This window comes from Kiritimatiellia bacterium (genome assembly GCA_018001225.1).
Classification (GTDB): Bacteria; Verrucomicrobiota; Kiritimatiellia; order CAIQIC01; family JAGNIJ01; genus JAGNIJ01.
Genome location: JAGNIJ010000003.1, coordinates 108,931 through 124,285, shown reverse-complemented (window position 1 = coordinate 124,285; position 15,355 = coordinate 108,931). Strand labels below are relative to the sequence as shown.

Here is a 15,355-nt window from a genome sequence, read left to right as displayed (position 1 = left end):
TTCGACCGGGTTTATGTGACTTCGTGCACACATCACCCCCTACCCAGAAGTCGAAAAAACCCCTCCCTCGACTCGAATCTGCCGTCCTGTACGCACTGACAGGATAAGAAAAGGGCCAAACACGAGGTGGCGCCTCTACGAGGCGCCCTGCTACATCGGCTGTTTTGCCCCTGCCTCCAACTGCCGGGCCAGGGCCTCGAGGAAATCCGCCCGGCGGGCGTCCGCCGGGCGCACGAGCTCTGCCAGCCGCCGGTAGCAGGTTGGATTGTTGGGATCCATGTCGAGCGCTTGCTCGACGTCTTCGCGCTGATGGGAAAGCAGGAGCCGGTCCACCTGTTCGCGTACGGTGACCGTTGACCACGGATTGATCGTCCGCTCACCGCGATCCGCCAGGAACCAGCGCAGCCAGAGATCGGCGTCATCGGGTTCCGCCCGGGCTTCGATCATGCGTTGCATCGCGGCCAGGAGCGCCGCGCGTTTCGGCCAGCGCGGGCTGGAATAGGCGGATTCCTCCAGGCGCAGGCCGCCCACGGCCTCGGCCAAGTCGGGCAGCCAGGACGGCGGGCTCGAAACGGGCGCCAGCGGCTGCAGCCAGGCGCGCCCGTCGGTGGAGGCCGCGAGCAATTGGCGGCCGTCGGGGGAGAATTCCACGACGGTGAGCGAGCGGTCGCCGAATCGGAAGGGGCCCATGGCTTCCCGCCCCGTGTGGGCGCTCCAGATCCGGACCGTCCCGTCGCCTGCGCCGGCCGCGACCCAGCGGCCGTCGGGGGAATAGGCCAGGGTCTCGGAACCCTGGAGATGCGTCAGGGGAATCATGAGCAGGGGCGACAGGGATTGCCCGTCCGCGCCCCACAAGCGCAGCGATCCGTCATACGAAACCGTCGCGAAGGAACCGCTGTCGGGATTGAAGCGCGCCCGCCAGATCGAATCCGGATGGCCGCCGACCTCGGCCAGCCGCTCGCCGGTCTCCACCTCGAACACGGCGCAGCGGTGTGCGCCGGCGGCCAGCATGAGGCGGCCGTCCGGGCTGAAGTCCACGGCGCGCACCCAGCCGGATGCCGAGAGGAGGGGCCGGGGCTTCGCCTGCATCGTTTTCGTCGAGTAGAGCCAGGCCCCCTGGATGCACCCCACCAGCAGCCATTGGCCGTCCGGGCTGACGGCCAGGCTTTTGATGGGCTGGGACGCGGTGACGGAATCCACAAGGGCCAGGCTGTCCGCCGCCCATTTTCGCACCCGGTCATGGTCGGCCGAGTAAAGGAAGCCGCCGCGGGGATCGTACACGAGATGAGAGATGGGCACGTTGGCGGGCGGGAGGTAGCCGAGTTCCTGCCGCGCCTCCAGGTCCCAGAGCATCAACTCGCCCTCCCGTGACCCGAGCGCGAGGCGGCGCCCGTCGGGTGAAAACGTCAGGGCCCACGCGGAGCGTTCATGCCGGATCGGCAGGTCTTCGAGTGCGTCCGTGGCGAGCGACCAGACCAGGGTTTGTGCCGCGCGGGTGGTCAGGCCGAGGCGCAGGCCATCCGGGGAAAGACAGCCCTCGTTGATCCACGAACCCGCGTCGAACACCCGGGCGCGGGCCTGGCCTGGACGGAGTTCCACGATGTGCGCGCGCAACTGCTTGTCGGTGGCCACGGCGAGCCGGCGGCGGTCCTCCAGGAAAGCCGCTGCGGCCAGGTCGGGACCCATGTGAAGATCCTGTCGGACGGTATGGGTGTCCTCCACGGCCGAAAACGTGACCGTACCCAGGGCGTTGGCCCGCAGCAGGCACCGCGCATCCGGGGAAAAACAGAACGTCTCGGACCAGAGGGGGTAATGCGGAACCGCCGGGCGGATTTCCTTGCCAGTGTACCGGTCGAAGAGATGGAGTCGTCGCGCGCCCGAGCCGAAAGCCACGAAGCGGCCGTCCGGGCTGATGGTGGCTTCCCGCGGGGCGGTATGGCGGGATTCCACCGGGCCGATGGCGGGCTCATCCAGGGGCACCCGGTTGGTGTCCGCCACCTGGAGCAAGACGTCTCGCTGACCCACTTGCTTCACGAGGACGGTCCGCTTGGGATAGGACTCGGGCGGGACGGCGGGAAAGACGCGGCGATCGGGAAGGGCGGCACGCGATGGGGCCCGGACCGGCAAGGCCCAGTTCAGCCGGTTCAACAGATCGAGCGCTCGCGCCGCGGCGACGAGGTTGGACGGGTCCTGGCGCAGCGAGGCGGCCAGCAGGGCCAGCGCCTCCGCGTTCCTCTCTTTCTCCATGGCGTTACCCGCGGCGGCCTCGAGGGATTTCGAGAGCTGCTGCCGCGACTCCAGCAGGGCGGTCTCGGCCCGCTGCTCGCCGCGTTGCGCGCGCAGCCGCTCGCGGTTGATCCAGAAAGCCCCCAGGAGGAACATGACGAGCGCCCCGCTGCCCAGCGTGGCCAGGGCCCGGCGCAGCGCCCGTTCCCGGGCCGCGTGCAGATGGCGCGTCTTCAGTTGCTGCTCGATGTCCCGGGCCGTTTCGCGCTGTTTCTCGTCGTTCTCGTCGAGCAAAGTCAGGGCCAACTCCAAGTCGCCCCGCGCGACCGCGGCCCGGGCGTACTGCCGGGTAGCCTCTTTTAATCCGGTCCGGGCGGCGGAGTTGTCGGGCCAGATGCGCAGGGCCTGCCGATAGCCGAACAGGGCTTCGTGGTAGTCCCCGTAGTCGCGGGACGTCTGCGCCGCCTCCAGCCGCTGGTCCGCGGATTCGACCAGGTTCGCGCTCTCCTGATGCTCCCGGAACGCGAGCAGGGCGGCCTGGAAATCCTTGACCGAGGCATACCGGTCCGCCGGTTCCGTCTCCAGGGCCTTGAGGGCGATCCGGGCCAGTTCGTCCTGGCGGGGCAGGGGGGCGAACCGGTTGCGCTCCGCGTTTTTCAGCGCCGTGCCGAGGTCCTTGCCCGCGTGGGGCGGCTGGCCCGCGATGATTTCGTAGAGCACCGCGCCGAGGAGGTAGATGTCGCTGGCCGCGCAGACGCGTTCCCGGAGGCCCTGGGCCATCTCCGGGGCCATGTAGGCGGGCGTCCCGCACCGGGCGTCGCGGGTTCCCGTCTCGACCTGGTTCGCGCCCGGCCGCACGGACAGGGCCACGCCCCAGTCCATGACCAGCACCTCGCCGAAATCGCCCACCAGGATGTTCTGCGGCTTGATGTCCCGGTGCACGATGAAATGCGCGTGGGCAAAGGCGATGGCATCCGCCACGCGGAGCAGGATGTCCAGGTTCTCCGCCAGGGTTTTCTGCCGGATGACCTGGTGCCAGAAGACGCCGCGCGCGTACTTCATCGCGTAGAACAGCGTCCCGTCGCCGGCGCGGCCCAGTTCGTGGACGGGGATGATGTTGGGGTGGTCCAGTTTCCCCGTGATCGTGGCCTCGGAGAGGAACAGGAGGCGCGCGGATTCGTTGCGTTGCAGGTCGGGCTTGAGCAGCTTGACCGCGACCACGCGGTCCATGGAGACCTGCCGGGCGCTGAAGACCTCGCCCATGCCCCCCTGGCCGACCCGGTCGATCAGCTCGAAATCGCAGGCGGATTCCGGCGGCTGGCCGGGCCGGCTCAAAACCCGGCTCTTGACCTGGATCGCGGCGGACACGCCCGAAAGCAGCGTGTCCGTCTTCAGCGTCCGCAGGGGCTCCGGCGGCAGGTCCACGCGGCTGACCGGCGGATCCGCGGGATCTGTGTGGTCAGGGCTCATCTGGCCCGCTCGAAGCGCCCGCCCGGGCCCGAGAAGGACAACCCGGGATGGGCGCCGTTATGCCATCCAGTTGACGGGCTTATCGGGATTCCACTTCACCGATATCTTCTTCAGCTTGGTCCAGAAACCGATGGAGCTTTTGCCGGTGATATCGCCGCCGCCGGTGATGGAGTCCTTCCAGCCGCCGAACGAGAACGGCTCGCGCGGCACGGGGACCCCGACGTTGACGCCGACCATGCCGACCTGGAGCCGGCGGCAGACCAGCTCCGCCGCGCGCCCGCTCTGCGTGAAGACCGAGCCGCCGTTGCCGTAGGGCGAGGAGTTCGCCACCTCGATCGCCTCGTCCAGCGTCTTGACCCGGACGATGGTCAGGATCGGGCCGAAGTTCTCCTCCACCGCGATCTCCGAGCCGGCCCGGGCCTCGATGATCGTCGGGCCCAGGTAGTTGCCTTTCTCCTTGCCCTTCGGCGCCGCGCAGTTCCGTCCATCCAGAAGAATCTTGAAGCCCTCCTTTTCGGCGCGGTCGATGTAGCCGGTGATGCTGGTCTTGGCCTCGGGATTGACGATGGCGCTCATGTTCACGCCCGGGATGTACTTCTTCGACTCCTCCACCAGCTTGGCGATGATGTGATCCACCTCGCCGACGGCGACCAGGACGCAGGCCGACATGCAACGCTGCCCCGCGCAGCCGAGGTAGGAAGCCGCGATGTTCGTCGCCGCGCCCTCCGGGTGGGCGTCGGGCAGCAGGATCAGGTGGTTGTTCGCGCTGCCCAGGGCCAGGACACGCTTGTGGTTCGCGCACCCCCGGGTGTAGACCATCCGGGCGACCTTCGTCGAGCCGACGAAGGAAATGGCCTCGATGTCGGGATGATCGACGATGGCGTTGACCACCTCGCGCCCGCCGCATACGACGTTGAAGACGCCGTCCGGCAGGCCGGCTTCCTTCAGCAACTCGGCGATCTTCAGGACGGTCAGCGGGGCCTCGCGGGACGGCTTCATGACCATCGTGTTGCCGAGCACGAGGGCGTTGGGCATGGTCCAGTGGGGCACCATGTGCGGGAAGTTGAACGGCGTGATGGACGCGACGACCCCCAGCGGCACCTTCTCTTCGTGGCACTCCACGCCGCGGCTGACGACCTCGAAGTCGCCGGTGCAGACCTCGGGCATGGCGCAGGCGAACTCCGTCAGCTCGAGGCTTTTGGCCACCTCGAGGGGCGTTTCCTTCGGATCCTTGCCCATCTCGTGGTAGAACAGATCCGCGTGCTCCGCCGCGTGCTCCCGAAGCAGGCCGTAGTACTTGAAAAAGATGCCCGCGCGCTCCTTGATCGTCCACTGCGACCAGTCGGCGAAGGCCTTCTTCGCGGCCTGGACCGCCTTGTCCAGCTCCGCGGCGTCGGAGAGGGGCAGGGTGGAGAGCAGTTCCCCGTCCACCGGGCTGTACCGCTCCATCCGCGGCACGTTGGGATTGCTGGGTTTCCCGCCGATGAAGTTGCTCAAGTCGGAGTATCTCATGGCTCGTCCTTTCGTGGATGCAGGCACAACGAGTAGCACCGGGGCCGCCGTTTCACAATCCCAAAAGCCGGCGGAAAAGCCGTCGGAAATCCCTTTACATTCCGGTGTTTTTCCCGATCATGGAGCGACAGGAGAACCGCATGCCCGTACGCGGAATGTGAACAGGAGACCCACCATGGCGCGCATCGTCAAAGCCGGTCTGATCCAGTGCTCGCTCCCCGTCCACGAGGGCGAGGGGACCATCGAGGAAATCAAGGACGCGATGCTGAAGAAGCATCTGCCGCTCATCGACGAGGCGGGGAAGAAGGGGGTGCGGATCCTCGGCCTGCAGGAGATCTTTACCACGCCGTACTTCTGTCCGTCGCAGGACCCCAAGTGGTTCCGGACGGCCGAGCGGATTCCGAATGGCCCCACGGTGTCCCTGATGCAGGAATACGCGGAAAAGTACGAGATGGTGATCGTGGTCCCGATCTACGAGGAGGCCATGACCGGCGTCTATTACAACACCGCCGCTGTGATCGACGCCGACGGGAAATACCTGGGCAAGTACCGCAAGAACCACATCCCGCAGGTCGGCGGCTTCTGGGAAAAATATTACTTCAAGCCGGGCAACCTGGGCTACCCGACCTTCCAGACGCGCTACGCGAACGTCGGGGTCTACATCTGTTACGACCGCCACTTCCCCGAGGGCGCGCGGCTGCTGGCGCTCAACGGCGCGGAACTCGTGTTCAATCCCTCGGCCACCGTCGCGGGCATCTCGCAGTACCTCTGGAAACTCGAGCAGCCCGCGCACGCCGTGGCCAACGGCATCTTCATGGGCTGCAACAACCGCGTGGGCACCGAGCGGCCGTGGAACCTGGGCCACTTCTACGGCTCCAGCTACTTCGTGAACCCGCGCGGGGAGATGCTGTCGGTCGGCAGCGAGGACAAGGATGAGCTGGTCGTCGCCGACCTGGACCTCGACCAGATCCGGGAGATCCGCGACAAGTGGCAGTTCTTCCGCGACCGCCGGCCGGAAACCTACGGGGATATGACGAAACTGCTGCCGTAGAAGAGGCCGGTGTTCGGGAAAGCGAAGCAAACGGAGGGCAACCCATGAGCATCGTGATCAAGGGCGGAACGATCGTGACCGCGGGTGACATCGTTGCGGCGGACCTGCGGATCGACGGCGAGCAGATCGTGGAACTCGGCCGGGACCTCCCCGCGAAGGCCGGCGACACGGTGATCCAGGCCAGGGGGCGCTACCTGTTCCCCGGCGGCGTGGATGTCCACACGCACTTCGAGCTGCCGTTCATGGGCACGGTCAGCGCGGACGACTTCAAGACCGGCCCCGTCGCGGCGCTGTGCGGCGGGACCACCACCTTCATCGATTTCTGCATGCAGGCCAGGGGCAAGCCGCTGGCCGACTCGCTGGCCGCCTGGCACGAGAAGGCGAAGAAATCCGCGGCGGACTTCGGCTTTCACATGGGCATCGTCGATTACACCCCCGCGGTTGCGGCGGAGATCCCGGCGGTCATTAAGCAGGGCGTCTCGTCGTTCAAGTTCTTCATGGCCTACAAGGGGGCGCTGCAGATCGACGACGGGCAGATCATCGGCATCATGAACACCGTCGGCCGGAACGGCGGGCTCTCCATGGTCCACGCCGAGAACGGCGACATGATCGACACCCTCTCCCGGCGCTTCATCGCCGAGGGCAAGCAGACGCCCGAATACCACTGGCTCGCGCACCCGGCGATTGCCGAGGAAGAGGCCGTGCACCGGATCATCGAGCTTGCCCGGTTCGCGGAGCAGACGATCTATATCGTGCACCTGTCGAGCGCGGACGGCCTGGAGAAGGTCAAGGAGGCGGTTTCGCGCGGCTACCCGGTCATCGCGGAGACCTGTCCACAGTACCTCCTGCTGTCGAGTGACCTGTACTACAAGCCGAACTTCGAGGGCGCGAAGTGGGTCATGTCGCCGCCGCTGCGCCCGGCGGACCACCTGGAGAAGATGTGGGATGGGTTGAGCCGGGGCTTCATCAAGACCGTGGCCACGGACCACTGCTCGTTCAACTTCAAGGGACAAAAGGAAATGGGCCGCGAGAGCTTCGCGAAGATCCCGAACGGCATCCCGTCCGTCGGCGACCGGTTCAACCTGCTCTACACCTACGGCGTGGGGCAGGGGCGGATGAGCCTGACGCGGTTCGTGGACGTTGTGGCCACGGCGCCGGCGAAGATCTTCGGCATGTATCCCCGGAAGGGCACGTTGGCGGTCGGCTCGGACGCCGACGTGGTCATCTTCGATCCGGAGGCCAAGGGCGTGGTGTCCGCGAAGACGACGAAGCACAACGTGGATTACAGCGCGTACGAGGGGCTGGAACTGAAGGGCCAGCCGGAATCCGTCCTGCTGCGCGGCAAATTCGCCGTGCGGGATGGCCAGTACGTGGGCGAGCAGGGCGCCGGCCGGTTCATCGCCCGCGGGCCGTCGGGGAAAATGATGTAACCAGGCGCGCCCCGGGGTCTCCGGCGGCGGAGCGCCGGAGCTACAACACCTGTAGTTCCGCCGCTCTGTCGGCGGAAGGAGTTGGCATTTTGTTTAGGTGGGAGAAACGATGAACAAAGAAAAAATCGCCGAGATCAAGCAGTGGGACGCCGAGCACGTGATCTACCCGTGGAAGACCCAGGGCTGGTACAAGCCCATCCTCATGGAGCGCGCCGAGGGCATCCACATGTACGACGCCGAGGGCAAGCGGTACATTGATTTCTGCTCCGGCCTGCTGAACATCAACATCGGCCACGGCAACAAGCATGTCCTCGACGCCATGAAGGCGCAGATGGACAAGCTGTGCTACGTGGCCTCGACGTTCACCACCGAGCCCAAGGCCCGGCTGGCGAAGATGATCTCCGAGGTGACGCCGGGCGACTTGGACTACGTTTTCTTCACGAATGCCGGCGCGGAGGCGGTGGAGAATGCGATCAAGGCCGTGCGGTGGTACACCGGCCGGCAGAAAATCTACTCCAACTGGCGCGGCTACCACGGGGCGACGTCGGGCGCCATCACGCTGACCGGCGACCCGCGGCGCATCCCGTGCGAGCCGGGCATCCCCGGCGCGGGCAAGTTCTTCGGGCCGTACTGCTACCGCTGCCCGTTCGGCTATAAAGATGAGAAGACCTGCAAGATCCAGTGTCTGGAGACCCTCAAGACGCAGATCATGCTCGAGGGGCCCAAGACGATCGCGGGCATCTTCATGGAGCCGATCGTCGGCACCAACGGCATCATCATCCCGCCGGTGGAGTTCATGAAGGGGGTGCGGCAGATTTGCGACGAGAACGGCATCCTGCTGGTCATGGACGAGGTCATGGCGGGGTGGGGCCGCTCGGGAACGTGGTTCGGCTGCGAGCACTTCGGGATCGTGCCGGACATCATCACGGCGGCGAAGGGCCTGACCTCGGGCTACGTTCAGTTGGGCGTGATGATCTGGAGCAAGAAGGTCTGGGACTTTTTCAAGGAGAAACCATTCATCAGCGGCCTTACCTACTACGGGCATGCCCTCGGCTGCGCGGCGGGCGTGGCGAACCTGGAAGTGTATAAGAGCGAGGGGCTGATCGAGAAATCGCGGATCAACGGCGATTACCTCAACAACAAACTCTGGACGCTCTACGAGCGGCATCCCTCGATCGGCGACGTGCGCTGCAAGGGGCTCTGGGCCTGCCTGGAGCTGGTGTCCGACCGCAAGACCCGGGAGCCGCTGGCCGGCTATGCCGACGCGAAGCGAAACGTGATGGGCGAGTTCACCAAGCGAATCCTGGAGATGGGCCTCTGGGCGTTCGCCAAGTGGGACTATATCTTCCTCGCGCCGCCCCTGATCATCACGCCGGAGCAGATCGACGAGGCCGTGGCCATCCTGGACAAGGCGCTGGAATACCCGGATTCGCTGCTCAAGACCACATGAACCTCCGGCGACAGAGCGCCGGAGCTACAGGGTCTGTAGTCCCGCCGCTCTGCCGGCGGAAAGGGCGCGGCGGGCGACAGCGCGCGCGGTGAGGGGTTCCCATGGAACGCGAAATCAACGGGATCCACGAGTGGGACGGCGAGCTGACCGGCCCGCTGGCGAGCCGGGACATGGCGCCGGTCCGCCTCGCGGACCGGAAGTGGAACCGGTGGGACATCGCCGCGCTCTGGGTCGGCATGGCCGTCTGCATCCCCACGTACATGCTCGCCTCCAGCCTGATCGCGGGCGGCATGAACTGGTGGCAGGCCGTTCTCACGATCTTCCTGGGCAACGTCATTGTCTTGATCCCCATGGTGCTCAACGCGCATGCCGGCACGAAGTACGGCATTCCCTTCCCGGTTTTTGCCCGCGCTTCTTTCGGCCTCCAGGGAACCCATGTCCCCTGCGTGCTTCGCGCCATCGTCGGCTGCGGGTGGTTCGGCATCCAGGCGTGGATCGGCGGGGCGGCGACGCATCAGATTCTTTCCGCGGTGTTCGAAGGCTGGCGCCACCTGCCGGTCCTCGATCTCGGCATCCTGGGGATTCAGCCGGTGGGCGCCTGGCTCGGGTTCCTGATCTTCTGGGCGGCGAACCTGGCCATCGTCATCCGGGGCATCGAATCCATCCGGTGGTTGGAAAAAATCGCCGCGCCCTTCCTGTTGCTGATCGGCCTGGCGCTGCTGGCCTGGGCGCTGGTGCGCGCGCAGGGGTTCGGGCCGATGCTCGGCAAGCCGTCCGCGTTCAAAACCTCCGCGGATTTCTGGGAATATTTCTTCCCGGCGCTGACCGGCATGGTTGGCTACTGGGCCACGCTGTCGCTCAATATCCCGGATTTCACGCGCTACGCGAAAAGCCAGCGGGACCAGGTCGTCGGCCAGGCGCTGGGCCTGAACACCACGATGCCCCTCTACTCCTTCATCGGCGTGGCCGTGACCTCGGCGACCGTGGTCATCTTCGGGCGGGAGATATGGGACCCCGTCCAACTGTTGGCGGAGTTCAAGAGCCCGGCCCTGGTCATCCTGTCGATGGTCGCCCTCTGGATCGCGACGCTGACCACGAACCTGGCGGCCAACGTGGTCGCCCCGGCCAACAGCCTCTCCAACCTCTGGCCGCGTCGGATCTCCTTCCGCCTCGGCGCCATCCTGACCTGTGTGATCGGGGTGGTGATCATGCCGTGGAAACTGCTGGAGACGCCGGGCGGATACATCTTCACGTGGCTGGTCGGCTATTCCGGCCTGCTGGGGCCCATCGCCGGCATCCTGATCGCGGACTACTACCTTGTGCGCCGGATGCGGCTGGACCTTGGCGCCCTGTACGGCGTGGGCGACCGGTATCGTTATCGCGCCGGCTTCAATCCGGCCGCCATGGTCGCGCTGGCGGTCGCCATCCTGGTCAACTTGCCGGGGTTCCTCGCGGAGATCCGGGTGCTGGATGACACGACCTCCAGGCTTGCAGCCGCGGCGCACCGGCTCTACAGCTATGCTTGGTTCGTCGGGTTTGCCGTGGCTTTTATCCTGTATCTCCTCCTGTGCCGGCCGGCCCGCGCCAAGGAGTAAAGCCCCATGGACCTCCACCAGATCATCAGCCTGTTCGGCACCGTCATCCTGCTCTTTATCGGTTGGCTGTTCTGCAAGCACCGGAAGAGCGTCCGCTGGCGCACGATCCTGTGGGGCACGGCGCTGCAACTGGTCTTTGCCCTGCTGGTTCTCAAGACGCCGCCCGGGCGCTGGCTGTTCAATTTCATGAACGATGCCATCGTCAAGCTCCTGTCGTTCCAGGAGGAGGGCGGCAAGTTCGTCTTCAACGCGCTGTCCATCCCCGTCGGCCAGCCCGGCTCCATGGGCTTCTTCTTCGCCTTCCAGGTCCTCACCACGATCGTTTTCTTTTCGTCCCTGATCTCCGTGCTCTACTACCTGGGCGTCATGCAGAAGCTGGTGGTGTTCTTCGCGCGGATCATGTTCGTCACCTGCCAGACCTCCGGCGCGGAGACGCTCTCCGCCTCGGCGAACATCTTCGTCGGCCAGACCGAGGCCCCGCTGCTCGTCCGGCCGTACATCAAGGACATGACCGAATCCGAGCTGATGTGCGTCATGGTCGGTGGCATGGCGACCGTGGCGGGCGGCGTGATGGCCGCGTACGTCGGCATGCTGAAGGGCTATTTCCCGGACATCGCCGGCCACCTGCTGGCCGCGAGCGTCATGTCCGCACCGGCCGCCCTGGTGATGGCGAAGATCATGATCCCGGAGACCGGGCTCCCGAAAACCCACGGCACGGTCGCCATCGCCTACAAGGATCCGAGCGTCAACGTGATCGAGGCGGCCGCCAACGGCGCCACGATGGGCATGCACCTGGCCTTCAACGTGGGGGCCATGCTGGTGGCGTTCATGTCGCTGCTGGCGATGGCCAACTGGGCCGTCGAGCACGTGATCGGCTGGCTCGGGCCGGAGGGCGTGACGCTCGAGAGGCTCTTCGGATGGGTCTTTGCGCCGCTGGCCTGGATCATGGGCGCGCCGTGGAAGGACTGCCAGGTGCTCGGCCGGCTGATGGGCGAGAAAACGGTGCTGAACGAATTTGTGGCCTACACGAGTTTGATGAAGCACGTCGCCGCGCACCCGGGGGCGCTGTCGTACCGCTCCTACGTGATCGCCACCTACGCGCTCTGCGGGTTCTCGAACTTCCTGTCCATCGGCATCCAGATCGGCGGCATCGGCGCCATCGCCCCGAACCGCAAGCGGGACCTGGCGAAGCTGGGCCTCTACGCGCTCGTCGGCGGCTCGCTGGCCTCCTTCATGACCGCCACCATAGCGGGGATACTCATCCCTTGAATCGCGTTGGCTGGGGCTAGGCTTGGCTGGCGATCTGCGGCAATGTGAAAGATTACCGAGGCAACTTGCTTAAACGATATACGCCGGTATTGACAAGCAAGATGACCTTGTGCCATAGGGAAAAGTGCGGAGGCCAACTCTTCAAGCATGGCTTATGAATGAACGTGGATATGTTCTCTCTCTCTCTCTCTCTCTCGTAGCAAGAAATGCCGGCCGAATGGCCTTGTAGCCGTTTGTTGCCTGGCTGCTTTCCTTTGCTCGGCGTCCTTAATCGCCGCGGCGCCCGTGGCCGGATTGCGCGAGGTGCAGGTGGCGTTCTCGCCCCGGGGAGAGGCGCTGCCCATGATCCTGCGCGAATTGCGAGCGGCCCGCCGGGGCGTGGACGTCGCCATGTTCTACATCAATCAGGGCGAACTGGTGGATGCCCTGTGTTTCCTGGCCAGCCGGCAAAGAATCCCGGTGCGCCTGATCACGGACATCACCATGGGCGCGCCCGCCCAACGGCCTCTCCTGGAGAAGCTGGCCCAATACGGCATATCGGTCTACCTGGTGCAATTGCCAGGCGGCGGCAAGATGCACTTGAAAAGCCTGGCGATGGACGATCGCCTGGTCATTACCGGCACGGCCAATTGGACCCAACAGGCCTTCGGAGGCAATTTCGAGGACACCCTCATTATTCGGGGCGAAGCATTGGCGCGTCATTATCGCGAGCAGTTCGAATCGCTCATTGCGACGGCTGAAGACATCGTGGAGTCCAGCGAGACAACGATACGCCCGCCGAGGCTGGACTACCCGCGTCCGTCGCGCGGCGCATCCCGTACTCCACCGGATCGCGTGGACGCGCCCCGACCCAATCTGTTCCGTACCGTCCATGAAGTCGACGCGCATTTCATGCCCCGGCCCGAGGTGATCGTGACCCTTCAGGACCAATTGCGTCGCGCGTCCAACCGGGTGGACCTGGCTCTTTTCCTGATCAATGAGCCCGCGCTGGTGGACACGCTGGAGGAGATCGCCCGCGAGAAGCGTTGCCGGGTGCGGCTGCTGGCGGACCACATGATGCTCGATCCGGGCAACCTGAACGTCCTGCATCAACTGGCGACCGCCGGAGTGGAGGTGAGGGTCTTCGGCTCGGATCGCGAAAGCCTGCACCTGAAAACGGCCGTTATTGATGATCGTCACGTCTGGACCGGCTCGGCCAACTGGACCCAGGGGGCCATCGGATTGAACGTGGAGGACATGCTCCGCTTCGACTCCCCCGACATGGCGCGATATTACCGATCCTGGCTGGACTCCATTGCCCAGGTCGCCGATCCCTTTGTGCCGGTCAGCCTGGAGCGGTCGAAGGTGGAAACGCAGGCTGCACTGGATGCGTCCGGTTATTTGGTGGGCCTGCCCCTCACCGGTGCGCGCACTAACTGGAGTGACCTGTATCAGCATGTGGATGTCCCAGGCTTCGACGTCGAGGCGTGGACGCGGTATTTGCCCGACGAGCAGTTTGTCTCCGTTCTCTTGGATCTCATCCGCACTGCCCATCAGTCCATCCTGATCAGCCTCTATGCCCTGCCTCCGCGTTCCTCGTCCGAGGATGAAGAATCGCTGAAGTTGGATGTCCTTCAGTCGCTTCAGGAAGCCGCATCACGAGGTGTGTATGTGCGGCTGTTGCTGTATTTCCCTTCTTCGCCGCAGGATCGGCTCTACGAGACGCACAGTGAATGGGCGGAGGAATTGCGAGGGCAGGGCATAGACGTGCGCCTGGGTCTGCTGACCCTGCCGTTTCACGAAAAAATCGTGGTGGTGGACTTGTGCAAGGTTCTGATCGGCTCGCACAACTGGTCGAAGGGGGCTCTTTCGGGCGAACGGGTCTACGAGTCGAGCGTACTCGCGGTCCTGCCGAAGCAGGACATTCGCCTGGCCGAATATCTCTCCAGTCGGCCGATTCTTTCCGACATGCGTAGCAGGGCTGTGTGGGAACAGGAGGCGGCCCTGATTCGCCGGGTGATCAGCGTCAGCGGGTCGGATCGTGACGAACTCATCCGAACCCTCGAGGAGGATGCGCCATGATTCTCCAACAGGTAGGGCGGGTTCGCCGAACCCGCCTCCGCATGGCGTTGGCTATCTGCGCCCTGCCCCTCTGGGCTAGCACCTCTGTTCATGCCGCCGATCAGGTCTACCTTCGTGACGGACAAATCCTGGAGGGCCGCGTCTTGAGCGAATCCCGCGGATCGTATCTCCTCCAGCCGGATGCGCCGAGCGAACCGGTGCGACAAATCCCTTCTCAAGCCGTTATGTACGTTTTGTATGAAGATGCCGCCCGTGCCGCGCAGGTGCTGGGCATCGAGCAGGCCCGGCGGCATACCGAAGGCGAATGGACATTCGTCCGCGTTCTTCCCACCCGCGCATTTGGCCAATCGCTTCTGGAGGCATTGCGCCAGGCCCAGACCTCGATCTGGATCACCGTCTACTACCGCCGGACAAGCCCGATTCGGGACGTCTACGAGGTGCTCCAGGACAAGGCGAAGCAGGGCGTGGAAGTCATCTTGATCGCGGAGCAGGGCGCGGGCACAAGCAGCCGCATCAAGGAAGCCAGTTACAACTTTGCCCAAGAACTGGCGCGATCGGGGATCCAGGTGCGTTACTTGCGAGAGCGGAGGGTGTTGCATAAGAAGCTCATCATCGTGGACGGTCGGGCCGCCTTCGTCGGCAGCTCGAATCTCACCCTTTCCGGCACGTTGCAGGGCTATGAGAGCAATGTGCTGGTAACCGAGACGAATTGCGTGGCGCGGGTCATGGAAGATTTCCGCAGGATTATGGGGCGGAGCCGGGAGACACTGGAGAAGTTGTGAAAGGAGGGCGGGGGTCGTGTTGACAAATCCGAGAAGAAAGACGCACAGTGCCACCGACAGACGCGCCGTGCTCGTCACGGTGCGCGTGCTGTGCCTGCTGACGATGGGCGCCCAAGTGCAAGCGGAAGAGGCTTTGCCGATGACCAGGCACGAACTGCCTGATGGACGGTTGTACTTTGCCATCCATACCGCCGAGCGGCCGGCAGTCCCCGAGCCCGGCAGAATTACGGTCATCGGTCCGTCCGATGCTGGAAGCGACAACCAGCCCATAGCCGGGAAGTCAGCGGGTAATTGCACCAATGCGTGCGAATACTGGGATCAGCATGCCAACAGCGGCCAGGGCGCCTGCTTCCCCTTGCCCGCTGGCACCGCGATCGAAGGACAGCCGTGCAAGATGTGCGACGATAGCGGCGGAATAACGAATAGGCCGGCCGGAACGGCCGTGCCCGATAAGCCTTGTCAGGTGTGCGATGGCATGGGAAGCGTAACGAATCGGCCGGATGGAGTTC

9 protein-coding genes are annotated in these 15,355 nt (G+C 64.9%); 7 read left to right on the top strand and 2 right to left on the bottom strand.

Annotated elements, in window-relative coordinates; all coding sequences use genetic code 11:
• Positions 1 to 150: 150 nt before the first annotated feature.
• Together KA248_02265 and mmsA are read right to left on the bottom strand one after the other, a co-directional pair.
• A complete protein-coding gene (locus KA248_02265; GenBank protein MBP7828723.1) occupies positions 151 to 3,696 on the bottom strand; it encodes a protein kinase in 3,546 nt (1,181 codons plus the stop codon).
• A gap of 57 nt (positions 3,697 to 3,753) precedes the next feature.
• Entirely contained in the window at positions 3,754 to 5,208 is a 1,455-nt protein-coding gene (gene mmsA, locus KA248_02260) for a CoA-acylating methylmalonate-semialdehyde dehydrogenase (protein MBP7828722.1), read from the bottom strand.
• A gap of 175 nt (positions 5,209 to 5,383) precedes the next feature.
• Between mmsA and KA248_02255 the strand changes: the two genes are divergently transcribed.
• The 7 genes from KA248_02255 (at position 5,384) to KA248_02225 (ending at position 14,846) form a co-directional block, all read left to right on the top strand.
• A complete protein-coding gene (locus tag KA248_02255) occupies positions 5,384 to 6,259 on the top strand; it encodes an acyltransferase (GenBank protein MBP7828721.1) in 876 nt (291 codons plus the stop codon).
• A gap of 44 nt (positions 6,260 to 6,303) precedes the next feature.
• Positions 6,304 to 7,689 carry a dihydropyrimidinase gene (hydA, locus tag KA248_02250; GenBank protein ID MBP7828720.1) on the top strand — a complete coding sequence of 462 codons (1,386 nt, stop codon included), beginning with the start codon at positions 6,304 to 6,306 and terminating at the stop codon, positions 7,687 to 7,689.
• A gap of 109 nt (positions 7,690 to 7,798) precedes the next feature.
• Positions 7,799 to 9,139 (top strand): aminotransferase class III-fold pyridoxal phosphate-dependent enzyme, encoded by a 1,341-nt coding sequence (locus tag KA248_02245; GenBank protein ID MBP7828719.1) that lies wholly within the window; start codon positions 7,799 to 7,801, stop codon positions 9,137 to 9,139.
• A gap of 101 nt (positions 9,140 to 9,240) precedes the next feature.
• On the top strand, positions 9,241 to 10,734 hold the full coding sequence (locus tag KA248_02240; protein ID MBP7828718.1) for an NCS1 family nucleobase:cation symporter-1: 1,494 nt from the start codon (positions 9,241 to 9,243) through the stop codon (positions 10,732 to 10,734).
• Between the two features lie 6 nt (positions 10,735 to 10,740).
• Positions 10,741 to 12,003 carry a NupC/NupG family nucleoside CNT transporter gene (locus tag KA248_02235; GenBank protein ID MBP7828717.1) on the top strand — a complete coding sequence of 421 codons (1,263 nt, stop codon included), beginning with the start codon at positions 10,741 to 10,743 and terminating at the stop codon, positions 12,001 to 12,003.
• A 342-nt stretch (positions 12,004 to 12,345) separates the two neighbouring features.
• A complete protein-coding gene (locus KA248_02230; GenBank protein ID MBP7828716.1) occupies positions 12,346 to 14,064 on the top strand; it encodes a hypothetical protein in 1,719 nt (572 codons plus the stop codon).
• On the top strand, positions 14,061 to 14,846 hold the full coding sequence (locus tag KA248_02225; GenBank protein MBP7828715.1) for a phospholipase D family protein: 786 nt from the start codon (positions 14,061 to 14,063) through the stop codon (positions 14,844 to 14,846). Before KA248_02230 ends, KA248_02225 begins: the two co-directional genes overlap by 4 nt.
• The last annotated feature ends 509 nt before the right edge of the window (positions 14,847 to 15,355 follow it).

What these genes read in the sequence shown, in the direction of transcription:
- mmsA (MBP7828722.1), bottom strand. Translation starts at nt 5,208, where the DNA reads ATGAGATACTCCGACTTGAGCAACTTCATCGGCGGGAAACCCAGCAAT.
- KA248_02225 (MBP7828715.1), top strand. Translation starts at nt 14,061, where the DNA reads ATGATTCTCCAACAGGTAGGGCGGGTTCGCCGAACCCGCCTCCGCATG.
- KA248_02240 (MBP7828718.1), top strand. Translation starts at nt 9,241, where the DNA reads ATGGAACGCGAAATCAACGGGATCCACGAGTGGGACGGCGAGCTGACC.
- KA248_02235 (MBP7828717.1), top strand. Translation starts at nt 10,741, where the DNA reads ATGGACCTCCACCAGATCATCAGCCTGTTCGGCACCGTCATCCTGCTC.
- KA248_02255 (MBP7828721.1), top strand. Translation starts at nt 5,384, where the DNA reads ATGGCGCGCATCGTCAAAGCCGGTCTGATCCAGTGCTCGCTCCCCGTC.
- hydA (MBP7828720.1), top strand. Translation starts at nt 6,304, where the DNA reads ATGAGCATCGTGATCAAGGGCGGAACGATCGTGACCGCGGGTGACATC.
- KA248_02230 (MBP7828716.1), top strand. Translation starts at nt 12,346, where the DNA reads ATGATCCTGCGCGAATTGCGAGCGGCCCGCCGGGGCGTGGACGTCGCC.
- KA248_02265 (MBP7828723.1), bottom strand. Translation starts at nt 3,696, where the DNA reads ATGAGCCCTGACCACACAGATCCCGCGGATCCGCCGGTCAGCCGCGTG.
- KA248_02245 (MBP7828719.1), top strand. Translation starts at nt 7,799, where the DNA reads ATGAACAAAGAAAAAATCGCCGAGATCAAGCAGTGGGACGCCGAGCAC.